Annotated in this window: 12 protein-coding genes; 9 read left to right on the top strand and 3 right to left on the bottom strand. The window is 66.9% G+C overall.

Annotation, left to right across the window (positions count from 1 at the left end):
- Window positions 1-2: 2 nt before the first annotated feature.
- From plsX to AC3WS4_RS10355, 4 genes are all read left to right on the top strand, one after another.
- Window positions 3-1,037, top strand: a complete 1,035-nt coding sequence (gene plsX / locus AC3WS4_RS10340; protein WP_187138872.1) for a phosphate acyltransferase PlsX — start codon at window positions 3-5, stop codon at window positions 1,035-1,037.
- Window positions 1,034-1,999, top strand: coding sequence for a beta-ketoacyl-ACP synthase III (locus AC3WS4_RS10345; protein ID WP_492739023.1), 966 nt, complete (start codon window positions 1,034-1,036; stop codon window positions 1,997-1,999). The genes plsX and AC3WS4_RS10345 overlap by 4 nt, the downstream gene beginning before the upstream one ends.
- A 146-nt stretch (window positions 2,000-2,145) precedes the next feature.
- A complete protein-coding gene (locus AC3WS4_RS10350) occupies window positions 2,146-2,439 on the top strand; it encodes an integration host factor subunit alpha (RefSeq protein WP_187138871.1) in 294 nt (97 codons plus the stop codon).
- 2 nt (window positions 2,440-2,441) lie between these two features.
- Complete coding sequence (locus tag AC3WS4_RS10355) at window positions 2,442-2,813, top strand: MerR family transcriptional regulator (RefSeq protein WP_492739022.1); 372 nt, start codon at window positions 2,442-2,444, stop codon at window positions 2,811-2,813.
- On the opposite strand, the gene AC3WS4_RS10360 is transcribed toward AC3WS4_RS10355, so the two are convergent.
- The 3 genes from AC3WS4_RS10360 to AC3WS4_RS10370 all read right to left on the bottom strand — a co-directional run bounded on the left by AC3WS4_RS10360 (window position 2,810) and on the right by AC3WS4_RS10370 (window position 6,706).
- Window positions 2,810-3,355 carry a SixA phosphatase family protein gene (locus AC3WS4_RS10360; RefSeq protein WP_492739021.1) on the bottom strand — a complete coding sequence of 182 codons (546 nt, stop codon included), beginning with the start codon at window positions 3,353-3,355 and terminating at the stop codon, window positions 2,810-2,812. The two genes, AC3WS4_RS10355 and AC3WS4_RS10360, sit on opposite strands and share 4 nt — an antisense overlap.
- A 59-nt stretch (window positions 3,356-3,414) precedes the next feature.
- Window positions 3,415-6,129, bottom strand: a complete 2,715-nt coding sequence (locus AC3WS4_RS10365) for an ATP-dependent DNA helicase (RefSeq protein WP_492739020.1) — start codon at window positions 6,127-6,129, stop codon at window positions 3,415-3,417.
- A 205-nt stretch (window positions 6,130-6,334) separates the two neighbouring features.
- Window positions 6,335-6,706 carry a PilZ domain-containing protein gene (locus tag AC3WS4_RS10370; RefSeq protein ID WP_492739019.1) on the bottom strand — a complete coding sequence of 124 codons (372 nt, stop codon included), beginning with the start codon at window positions 6,704-6,706 and terminating at the stop codon, window positions 6,335-6,337.
- Between the two features lie 108 nt (window positions 6,707-6,814).
- Between AC3WS4_RS10370 and AC3WS4_RS10375 the strand changes: the two genes are divergently transcribed.
- The 5 genes from AC3WS4_RS10375 (at window position 6,815) to bufA2 (ending at window position 10,537) form a co-directional block, all read left to right on the top strand.
- Window positions 6,815-7,225, top strand: a complete 411-nt coding sequence (locus AC3WS4_RS10375) for a response regulator transcription factor (RefSeq protein WP_492739018.1) — start codon at window positions 6,815-6,817, stop codon at window positions 7,223-7,225.
- A 97-nt stretch (window positions 7,226-7,322) separates the two neighbouring features.
- Window positions 7,323-7,859: a DUF4199 domain-containing protein gene (locus tag AC3WS4_RS10380; protein ID WP_492739017.1), complete on the top strand. Its 537-nt coding sequence runs from the start codon at window positions 7,323-7,325 to the stop codon at window positions 7,857-7,859.
- Window positions 7,860-7,945: 86 nt separating this feature from the next.
- The gene (locus AC3WS4_RS10385) at window positions 7,946-9,547 is read left to right on the top strand and encodes a lysine--tRNA ligase (RefSeq protein WP_492739016.1); all 1,602 of its coding nucleotides are present in this window, start codon (window positions 7,946-7,948) and stop codon (window positions 9,545-9,547) included.
- Between the two features lie 105 nt (window positions 9,548-9,652).
- Window positions 9,653-10,138: an asparaginase domain-containing protein gene (locus AC3WS4_RS10390; RefSeq protein WP_492739015.1), complete on the top strand. Its 486-nt coding sequence runs from the start codon at window positions 9,653-9,655 to the stop codon at window positions 10,136-10,138.
- Between the two features lie 114 nt (window positions 10,139-10,252).
- On the top strand, window positions 10,253-10,537 hold the full coding sequence (gene bufA2 / locus AC3WS4_RS10395; protein WP_187138862.1) for a BufA2 family periplasmic bufferin-type metallophore: 285 nt from the start codon (window positions 10,253-10,255) through the stop codon (window positions 10,535-10,537).
- Window positions 10,538-10,609: the final 72 nt, after the last annotated feature.

Here is a 10,609-nt window from a genome sequence, read left to right on the forward strand (position 1 = left end):
TCATGGGTCTGACACCGCGAATCGCGATCGATGCGATGGGCGGTGACGTCGGCGTGCGCGTCATGTGCGCCGGCGCCGCGATGGCGCGCCACCAGCACGACGGCCTGCGCTTCCTGCTCGTCGGCGACGAGGTGCGGATCAAGGCCGCGCTCGACAATCACCCGAACCTGCGCGCGGCGTCGGATATCATCCACACCGATGGCGTGGTGTCGGGCGAGGACAAGCCGAGCCAGGCGCTGCGCAAGGCCAAGACGACCTCGATGGGGTTGGCGATCGACGCGGTGAAACGCGGCGATGCCGGCGGCGCGCTGTCGGCGGGCAATACCGGCGCGCTGATGGCGATGGCGAAGCTCGCGCTTCGCACGATGCCCGGGATCGACCGGCCGGCGCTCGCGGCGCTGTTGCCGACGCTGGGCGCCAATGACGTCGTCATGCTCGACCTCGGCGCCAACACCGAATGCGACGCCACCAACCTCACCCAGTTCGCGGTGATGGGGGCGGCCTATGCGCGTACCGCGATGGGGCTCGAACGCCCGCGCGTCGCGTTGCTCAACATCGGCACCGAGGAACTCAAGGGCACCGACCAGATTCGCGACGCCGCCGCGCTGCTGCGCGCGGCGAAGGGGCTGCCGATGGAGTTCGTCGGCTTCATCGAGGGCGACAAATTGTCGCGCGGCGACGTCGATGTCATCGTTCATGATGGTTTTTCGGGCAATATCGCGCTCAAGACGATCGAGGGGACGGCGCGTTTCGTCACCGACCTGTTGCGCCGCGCCTTCACCTCGTCGACGCGTTCGAAGATCGGTTTCCTGATCTCGCGCCCCGCGACCGAATTGCTCAAGCATCATCTCGACCCGAACAATCACAATGGCGCCGTGTTCCTTGGCCTCAACGGCGTCGTGCTCAAGAGTCACGGCAGCGCCGATGCGAAGGGCGTCGCCAACGCCGTGCATCTGTGCGCCGAGCTCGTCGAAAAGGACATTACGCGTCAGGTGACCGAAGATCTCGCCAATTTTAGCGGCCGCGCGCCGGCATGACCCTCCGCGCGATTCTGGCCGGGACCGGCTCGGCGCTGCCGCGCACCCGCGTATCGAACGCCGAACTGGCGGAGCGGGTTGATACCAGCGACGAATGGATCGTCGAGCGCACCGGCATCCGCTTTCGCCATATCGCCGAACCCGACGAGACGACCGCGACGCTCGGGGCCGCGGCGGCGCAGGAAGCGTTGAAGGCGGCTGGCCTCGAACCCGTCGACATCGGCCTGATCATCGTCGCGACCGCGACCCCCGACAACACCTTTCCGGCGAGCGCGACCAAGGTCCAGGCGATCCTCGGTGCGCCCGACTGCATCGCCTTCGATGTCGCGGCGGTCTGTTCGGGCTTCCTTTATGCCGTGTCGGTCGCCGACTCGATGTTGCGCACCGGCGCCGCCAAGCATGCGCTGGTGATCGGCAGCGAAACCTTCAGCCGCATCCTCGACTGGGAAGATCGCACCACCTGCGTCCTGTTCGGCGACGGGGCGGGCGCCGTGGTGCTGTCGGCGAAGGATGTCGACGACGACCGCGGCATCCTCGCCACCCGGCTCCATGCCGAGGGTAAATATTGCGACATGCTCTATGTCGATGGCGGCCCCTCGACCACCGGCACCGTCGGCCATGTGCGTATGCAGGGCCGCGAAGTGTTCCGCCACGCGGTGACCAACCTCGCGTCGGTGCTCGGCGAAGTGATGGCCGATGTCGGCCTGTCGGCGGACCAGATCGACTGGGTCGTGCCGCACCAGGCGAACAAGCGGATCATCGACGCCACCGCCAAAAAGCTGGGCCTGCCGCCCGAACGCGTCGTCCTGACCGTCGACCAGCACGCCAATACGTCGGCGGCGTCGGTGCCGCTGGCGCTCGACCTCGCGGTCCGCGACGGACGCATCAAGCGCGGCGATCTGGTAGTGCTCGAGGCGATGGGCGGCGGCTTTACCTGGGGCGCCGCGGTCCTGCGCGTCTGATCCTGCGCCCGACGCATTAACTTCTCGCTCCATCCGTTTCAGTTTGGCGGATTAATTCGCTTTTGTTACATAGGCGTTCGGGACTCGTGACGGTGGGGGACCGGCGGGACCCGTTTAGGCATTGCTTCGTCACGGGAGGGACAATCATGGCGGCAGGGACTCTTACTCGCGCAGACATTGCGGCACGGATCAATCATCTGGTCGGACTGTCGCGCAACGAGGCGGCGACGATCGTCGAATCGATTCTCGACCACATGTCCGACGCGCTGGCCGAGGGCCAGAATGTGAAGATTTCGGGCTTCGGCACCTTCGTCCTGCGCGACAAGGCGCAGCGCATCGGGCGCAATCCCAAGACCGGCGTCGAAGTGCCGATTCTCCCGCGCCGGGTCATGACCTTTCGCGCCAGCCAGTCGATGCGTGGCCGCGTCGCGGGCGGGTAATCATGGCGCAGGATGACGGCAAGGCCGCCGGCGCCATGCTCGCCATTGGCGAACTGGCGGACCGGATCGGCGTGCCCACGCATGTGCTGCGTTATTGGGAAACGCGTTTCCCCGAATTGAGGCCGCTGCAGCGTTCGGGCCGCCGCCGTTATTACCGCGCCGAGGATGTCGCGCTCGCGGGCAAGATCCACGATTTGCTGCATGTGAAGGGCTATACGGTCGAAGGCGCGCGCAAGGCGTTGTCGGACAGCGGCGACGTCGCACCTGCCAAGCCATCGCCGACGCCCGCCGCGGCCGGGAAGGCCGGCGTTCCGGTGGCCGACCTGATCGCGCTGCGCCAGCGGTTGGCGACCGCGATCGGGGTCTTGATCTAATCGATTGCCGGACCCAGCGTGGGGTCGAGGTCGCGCGGGCGGATGAACTGGGCGAAGCGCGCCTGACGGACGTCGAGGTCGCGCCAGTCGGCGATATCGATTTCCAGCCGCGCCATCGCCGAGGTCGGCAATTTTTCTTCGACCTTGGCGCGCAGCGCGTCGTCGGCGCTTTCGGGCACCAGTTCGAGGATCAGATCTTCCAGCCCCGGATTATGCCCCGCGATCAGCAGATGGTCGGCATCGCGCCCGGTGTCGCGGATGGTGTCGATCAGCGTCGCCGCCGAGGCGAGATAGATGCGGCGGTCCCAATGCGGCTCAATCGCGTCAAGGCCCGCGGCGGGCTGGAACAGGTCGAGCGTTTCGGTGACCCGCACGGCGGGCGAGGCGATGATGCGGTCGATCGGCAGGCTCTGGCGCTTCAGCCACTGACCGATCAGTTCGGCGCCGCGCCGGCCGCGGGCGTTGATCGGGCGGTCGAAATCGCGCTCGACCTGTACGTCCCAACCCGATTTGGCATGGCGCAGGATCGTCAACGTCTTCAAAATTTCTCCCCGCGCGCCCCGCGCTTCTTCCCCGTGTTCGCTGGCCTTGTGCCGCAATCTTATGACGGTGAAAAGGCGGGAAAGGCGGTTTTTCTTCTTTCGACGTTCGCCGCAGCGACATGGTTGACGGCTTCGTCGAGCGGCAAGCGGCGGATCGGGGTGCCCGGCGGGAAGGCCGAAAGCAGGCGCGAGGGGAAGCTGGGCGACAGCATGACGAACTGGCCGAAATCGTCGCTGCGCCGGATCAGCCGCCCGAACGCCTGCGCGATGCGGCCGCGGATCACCATGTCGTCGTAGCGCGCGCCGCCCTGCGCGGCGCGGCGTGCCGCGTGCAATATCGTCGGGCGCGGCCAGGGCACCCCCTCCATCACCACCAGCCGCAGCGAATCGCCGGGCACGTCGACGCCATCCCTCAAGGCGTCGGTGCCGAGCAGCGACGCATGCGGGTCGGCGCGGAAGATATCGACGAGCGTACCGGTGTCGAGCGGATCGACATGCTGCGCGTAGAGCGGCAGCCCCGCTCGCGCGAGCCGGTCGGCGATGCGCGCATGGACGATGCGCAGCCGCCTTATTGCGCTGAACAGCCCAAGCGCGCCGCCGCCCGATGCCTCGATCAACCGGCTGTACGCGCCGGCGAGCGCGGGCAGGTCGCCGCGCGCGATGTCGGTGACGATCAGCACCTCCGACTGGCGCGCATAATCGAACGGGCTGGGCACCGCGAAATGCTGCACCCCGCCGTCCATGTGCCGTGCGCCGGTGCGGATGTCGGCGTCGTGCCAGTCGTTCGCGCCGCGCAGCGTCGCCGAAGTGACGAGGACGCCTTGCGCGGGGCGATAGACGATGTCGGCGATCGGCTTGGCGGGGTCGAGCCAGTGACGATGCAAACCGGCATCGACCTCGCGTCCGTCGATGCGGTTCACCGCGAGCCAGTCGACGAAATCGGGATCGGCGGGACCGCCGACGCGCCCTAGCAAGGACAGCCAGGCCCCCAGCGTATCGATCCGGTTGCCGAGGCTGTGCCGCGCGCCGTCGACGCGCGCCCGCGCCTGGCCGTCGAGCCAGTCGGGCGGATCGTCGACCAGCGCGTCGAGCCGTTTGCCGAGCGCCATCAGCGGGCGCAGCAAGGCCTCGATCGCGTCGCCCGCGCTCGCGGCGGCGGCGACCAGTTCGGCGTCGGGGTCGGCTAGTTCGGTTTCGAGGCCGTAGCCGCTGTCACCCTTGGCATCGACGCCGCGCGCATAGACCTGCCCGCGCACCGCCGCGAGCAGCCGCTCGATCGCGCCCCAGGGGGCGTTTTCGGCGAGCCGCGGGAGCCAGCCGTCGCCGGGCAGCTCGCCGGCGGCGTGGATCGCCGCCTGGATCGCCTTGTCGCCGGCCTCGTCATAGCTCGCCACGTCGGCGAGCCGCGCCGCGAGTCCGCGCCGCCGCCCGCGCGACTTGCCTTCGGGACCCAATATCCAGCGGCGGATCTCGATCGCTTCCTGCCCGGTCAGCGCGGCGGCGAACATGCTGTCGGCGGCGTCCCACAGATGATGGCCCTCGTCGAAGATCAGCCGTGTCGCGGGCGCCCCGCCGTCACGCGGGCGCGCCGCCTGCACCATCGTCAGCGCATGGTTGGCGATGATGATCTCGGCCTGCGTCGCGGCGCGCGCCGAGCGTTCGATGAAGCATTTGCGGAAATGCGGGCAGCCGGCATAGATGCACTCGCCGCGCCGGTCGGTCAGCGCGGTGGTCCCGTTGCGGCGGAACAGCGCGGGCAGCCAGCCGGGCAGGTCGCCGCCGACCATGTCGCCGTCGCGGCTGTATGCCGCCCAGCGCGCGACGAGCTGCGCAAGAATCGCGGCCCGGCCCGAAAAGCCGCCTTGCAACGCATCCTCGAGGTTGAGCAGGCAGAGGTAGTTTTCGCGACCCTTGCGCACCACAACCTTTTCGCGGTGGGTCGCGGGGTCGGGGTAGAGCCGCTCGGTCTCGCGCGCCAGCTGGCGTTGCAGCGCCTTGGTGAAGGTCGAGATGCACACCGCACCCGCCGACTGGTCGATCCATTGTTTCGCGGGCGCGAGATAGCCCAAAGTCTTGCCGATCCCGGTGCCCGCCTCGGCGACGAGCATCTGCGGCGCGTCCTTGCGTTCGCGCGGGGCGAAAATGCTCGCGACGGAGCGGGCATAGTCCTGCTGGCCGGTGCGGCGTTCGGCGCCGTCGCCGGTTAGCCGGTCGAGCCGCGCGGTCACGTCGTCGGCGTTGATCGTCACCTGCCGCGGTTGCCCGCGCGGCGGCTGTTCCTCCCATTCGGGCAGCCGTGCGAACAGCCAGCGTTCGTCGCGTTCGGGCGCGGCCTGGCGCTGGATCAACGACGCCCAGGGCCAGCGCTGGCGCGCCAGCGCCTGCAGCCCGTGCCAGGCGCCTTCGCGCTCGGGCCAGTCGGGGTCGTCGAGGCTCGCGAGCATCGCGGCGGCGGCGTGCGGTAGAAAAGCCGCGACATCGGCCTCGACCTTGGGCGCGTCGAGGTCCAGCGCAGCGGCGATCCCCGCAGGCGTCGGCACCGCGAAGCGTGCCGGATAAAGGAAAGCGAAGAGTTCGAGCAGGTCGAGCCCCGACAGATCGGGATAGCCGAGCCGGTCACCGGTCAGCGGCGCGCCGAGCAGGATATGCGGCGTGCCTGCAACCGCCGCGATCGCCTCGCCCCGATCGACGCGGCGCGCCCGCCCCTGCACATCGGCGAGCCAGATGCCGACATGGCTCGCATAAATCGCGGGCAGGGGGAGGGGAGCGGTCATCGCCCCAAGCTAAGGACAAAAGAGGAACGCGGCAAGGCGCGGTGGTGGTGATTTTGGGGTGGGGAGGGAAGGTCTCATAATTGTCATCCCCGCGAAAGCGGGGACCCAGTAGCAACGCCGGCTCGCTGGGTCCCCGCTTTCGCGGGGATGACGAAGTGAGAGGTTCGAACGACAGCTAACGCCAGATACCGGCCCTTCGGTCCGTTCAGTTCAATCCGCGCCGTCCGAAACTCGCCGGGCGCATGCTGCGAAACACCTGCGCCGGCTCGCTCGGCCAGGCGCCCCGCGCGCGGTCGAGGGCGTTGTAGAGCGGGCCGTCGACGAGTTCGTAGGGAAAGCGAACCCCCATGCGGTCGACCTCGGCCCACATCACGATCGCATAGACCGTCTGGCCGCCATAATGGATTTCGCAGCGCGAGCGCACCGGCAGGATCACGCCGCCCTCGATCCGCGCGCCGCCCTCGGACAGGTCGGTGATCCGGCCCTCGACCATGTTGAGCACGCCGTTGACGACGACGTCGAGCGATACGGCGGTGCGCGCATGCTGGCGCGGGTTGCGGGGGGTGATGCTGGTCATGCCGCGAGGCTAGGCAAAGATGGTAAATTTTCCGGTAACGATCTTGTGTCGGCCCGGGACGTTCCGGCCATGTTGCAAGCAGGGGGCGACAATGGTTTACCATGCGCCATGGCCCGCCCGATCATCCTCTATGGCATCGCGCTCGCCGCCGCGGCCTTCCTGCTCGAATGGCTGAACTACAAACATGTCGTCCATCGCTGGTCGAGCGAATTCTATATCCTGTGCATCGCCGTCCTGTGCGTGGCGCTTGGCATATGGGTCGGCAACCGGCTCACCGCGCGGCCGCGCCAGCCCTTTGCGCGCAACGACGCCGCGATCGCGGCGCTGGGGATCAGCGCGCGCGAATGCGAAGTGCTGGCCATGCTCGCGGCGGGCCACGCCAACAAGGCTATCGCGCGGCACCTCGATATTTCGCCGAACACGGTGAAGACGCATATCGCCCGGCTTTACGAAAAGCTGGAGGTCGCCAGCCGGACCCAGGCGGTGCAGAAGGCGCGGACGCTCGACATCCTGCCGTAAATTCGGACGATGTCCCCCAAATCACCCGTTTGGGCGATGGATTTCGGCCGTTGTTCGGGTCCATCCCGCATGGCATTCATCCTTTGGGAGACAGGTCATGGGCAGGATCATCGCGGTTTACGGCGCCATCGCGGGCGTCATCGTCATTTTCGGCATGTTTATCAGCATCACCGTCGTCGCCGACCATGGCACGATGGGCATGGTCGCGGGCTATCTGTCGATGCTGGTCGCGTTGCTGTTCGTCTTCGTCGGGGTGAAGCGCTATCGCGACGTCAATCTGGGCGGAGTGATCGGCTTCTGGAAGGCGTTCGGGATCGGACTGGGCATCGGGCTGGTCGCATCGCTCTTCTACATCCTCGGCTGGGAACTCTATATGTGGCGGACCGGCGGGACCTTCATGACCGATTATATCGCCACGAGCATCGCGGACATGCGCGCGGCGGGCAAGTCGGCGGCCGAGATCGCGAAATTCTCTGCCGAAATGGGGGCGATGGCGGAGCAATATAAAAACCCTCTCTTCCGCATGGCGCTGACCCTGACCGAGATATTGCCCGTCGCGCTGCTGGTGTCGCTCGTGTCGGCGGCGCTGCTGCGCCGGAGCAGCTTCCTGCCCGCGACTCAGCCGCGCGACTGATCGACCTCCCCTCCCTTGGGGAGAGGGGAGCGGTTCGGCGCATTTTTGCCTTTCGCGCGGCCGCCGCTTCCCGCTATGGGCGGCCCATGACCGACCTGCATCTCGATCCCGCCCTGCGCGAACCCGCGTTGACGTCCAAGGCCTGGCCGTTCGAGGAAGCGCGCAAGCTGGTCAAACGCTATCCGCAGGGCAAGCCTGGTGGCGATCCCGTGCTGTTCGAGACCGGCTATGGTCCCTCGGGCCTGCCGCATATCGGCACCTTCAACGAAGTGCTGCGCACGACGATGGTCCGCCGCGCCTATGAAACGCTGACCGGCGGCGCGCCGACGCGCCTCGTCGCGTTCAGCGATGACATGGACGGGCTGCGCAAGGTGCCCGACAATGTCCCGCAAAAGGAAATGCTGACCGCCTGTCTCGGCAAACCGCTCACCGACATTCCCGACCCGTTCGGCAAGTATGAGAGTTTTGCGCATCATAACAATGCAATGCTGCGCGAGTTTCTCGACCGTTTCGGCTTCGACTATGAATTTGTCAGCTCGACCGAGCGCTACAAGTCGGGGGCATTCGACGAGGCGCTGAAGACGATCCTGCGCCACAATCAGGATATTCTCGACATCATGCTGCCGACGCTGCGCGCCGAGCGCGCCGCGACCTATTCGCCGATCCTGCCGGTCAGCCCGACCTCGGGCATCGTGCTGCAGGTGCCGGTGACCGTCGTCGATGCCGACAAGGGCCTCGTGTCGTTCGAGGATGAGGGTCAGACGATCACCCATTCGGTCCTCGGCGGCGGCGCCAAACTGCAGTGGAAGGTCGACTGGGCGATGCGCTGGGTCGCCTTGGGCGTCGATTACGAAATGTACGGCAAGGACCTGACCGACAGCGGCGTGCAGTCGGGCAAGATCGCGCGCGCGATCGGCGGGCAAAAGCCCGAAGGGCTGATCTACGAAATGTTCCTCGACGAAAAGGGCGAGAAGATTTCGAAGTCGAAGGGCAATGGCCTGAGCCTCGAGCAATGGCTGAGCTATGGCAGCGAGGAGAGCCTCGCCTTCTTCGCCTATCGCGAGCCCAAGGCCGCGAAGCAGCTGCACATCGGCGTGATCCCCAAGGCGGTGGACGAATATCTGCAGATGCGCGGCAATTATCCCGCGCAGGAAGGCGACAAGAAGCTCGGCAACCCCGTGCATCATGTCCATGTCGCGCGCAGCGAGGCGGTGCCGGCGGACGAATTGCCGGTGACCTTCGGGCTGCTGCTCAACCTCGTCGGAGTGATGGGCGCCGATGCGTCGAAGGAACAGATCTGGCGCTACCTCGGCCAATATGTCGAGGGTGCCAATGTGGCGACCTATCCCGAACTCGATCGCCTGATCGACAATGCGATGGCGTATAACCGCGACTATGTCGCGCCGACGCTGAACCGCCGCAAGCCGGCGGGCGGCGAGGGCGCGGCGCTCGCCGACCTTGACGCGAAGCTGGCGGCATTGCCCGCCGATGCCTCGGCCGACGACATCCAGAACATCGTCTACGAGATCGGCAAGAACGAAGCCTATGGTTTTGAAAACCTGCGCGATTGGTTCAAGGCGCTCTACGAGACGTTGCTCGGGTCGAGCGCCGGGCCGCGCATGGGCAGCTTCATCGCGCTGTTCGGGATCGACAACACGCGGCGGCTGATCGCCGAGGCGTTGGCGTAAAATAGCTCGTCATTGCGAGCGAAGCGAAGCAATCCGGAGTCGCGTAGGCCGCTCTGGATTGCTTCGCTTCGCTCGCAATGACGGAGCAACGAAGAGGACAGCCCCATGATCGACATCTTCACCACCGGCGGGACGATCGACAAGGTCTATTTCGACGCGCTCAGCGAGTTCCAGATCGGCCCCGCGGCGATCCCCGACATGCTGCGCGAGAATAATGTCCATGTCGCGCACCGCGTCACCCAGTTGATGCGCAAGGACAGCCTCGAGCTCGACGACGCCGATCGCGCCGCGATCCGCGCCGCGGTCGCGGCGAGTGACGCCACCCGCATTCTCGTCACCCACGGCACCGATACGATGGTCGTCACCGGGCGCGTGCTCGCCGGGCTGGCGGGCAAGACGATCGTGATGACCGGCGCGATGCAGCCCGCGTCGGTGCGCGCGAGCGATGCCGAGTTCAACGTCGGCTTCGCGCTCGCCGCCGCGCAGACGCTGCCGCCCGGGGTCTATATCGCGATGAACGGGATGATCTTCGACCCCGCGACGACCGAAAAGGACCGCGCGGGCGCGCGCTTCGTCGCCGCGGCGGATTAGAATATTCGGCGAGGGGCCGAGCGCCCCTGTAACTTTCTGTCGTTCCGGCCGGAATAGGAAGATGTGGGAGGGCAATGGGCTCTTCCGCAGGACTTATTTTGGAAGGATCACCCTATGATCAACAGCAAGCTTGCCGGCCTGATCGCCGCATCGGCCACCGCGCTTGCGCTCGGCGGCGCCGCCTTTGCCGCCGACGCGCCTTCGGGCAGTTCGGGCAGCGCCGTCGGCGCCAAGGACATGGTCCATTGCTATGGCGTCAACAGCTGCAAGGGCACCGCCGACTGCAAGACGACCGCGAACGCGTGCAAGGGCCAGAACGCCTGCAAGGGCCATGGCTTCAAGGCGGTGGCCGCCGCAAAATGCCTGAGCGACGGTGGTGTCATCGGCGACATCGGCTGATCCCGCCCTTGTCCCGCGCGGCCGCGGAGCGCCGCGCGGGGGAGGTTTTTTTTTGCCTGTGATCGAGATCCT

Source organism: Sphingopyxis sp. EU05-FHT14B03 (genome assembly GCF_058790875.1).

Bases quoted from the DNA above. Each gene is read 5' to 3' on its own strand.
- AC3WS4_RS10345 (WP_492739023.1), top strand. From the start codon at position 1,034: ATGACCCTCCGCGCGATTCTGGCCGGGACCGGCTCGGCGCTGCCGCGC.
- AC3WS4_RS10375 (WP_492739018.1), top strand. From the start codon at position 6,815: ATGGCCCGCCCGATCATCCTCTATGGCATCGCGCTCGCCGCCGCGGCC.
- AC3WS4_RS10390 (WP_492739015.1), top strand. From the start codon at position 9,653: ATGATCGACATCTTCACCACCGGCGGGACGATCGACAAGGTCTATTTC.
- AC3WS4_RS10380 (WP_492739017.1), top strand. From the start codon at position 7,323: ATGGGCAGGATCATCGCGGTTTACGGCGCCATCGCGGGCGTCATCGTC.
- AC3WS4_RS10350 (WP_187138871.1), top strand. From the start codon at position 2,146: ATGGCGGCAGGGACTCTTACTCGCGCAGACATTGCGGCACGGATCAAT.
- bufA2 (WP_187138862.1), top strand. From the start codon at position 10,253: ATGATCAACAGCAAGCTTGCCGGCCTGATCGCCGCATCGGCCACCGCG.
- AC3WS4_RS10385 (WP_492739016.1), top strand. From the start codon at position 7,946: ATGACCGACCTGCATCTCGATCCCGCCCTGCGCGAACCCGCGTTGACG.
- AC3WS4_RS10370 (WP_492739019.1), bottom strand. From the start codon at position 6,706: ATGACCAGCATCACCCCCCGCAACCCGCGCCAGCATGCGCGCACCGCC.
- AC3WS4_RS10355 (WP_492739022.1), top strand. From the start codon at position 2,442: ATGGCGCAGGATGACGGCAAGGCCGCCGGCGCCATGCTCGCCATTGGC.
- plsX (WP_187138872.1), top strand. From the start codon at position 3: ATGGGTCTGACACCGCGAATCGCGATCGATGCGATGGGCGGTGACGTC.
- AC3WS4_RS10365 (WP_492739020.1), bottom strand. From the start codon at position 6,129: ATGACCGCTCCCCTCCCCCTGCCCGCGATTTATGCGAGCCATGTCGGC.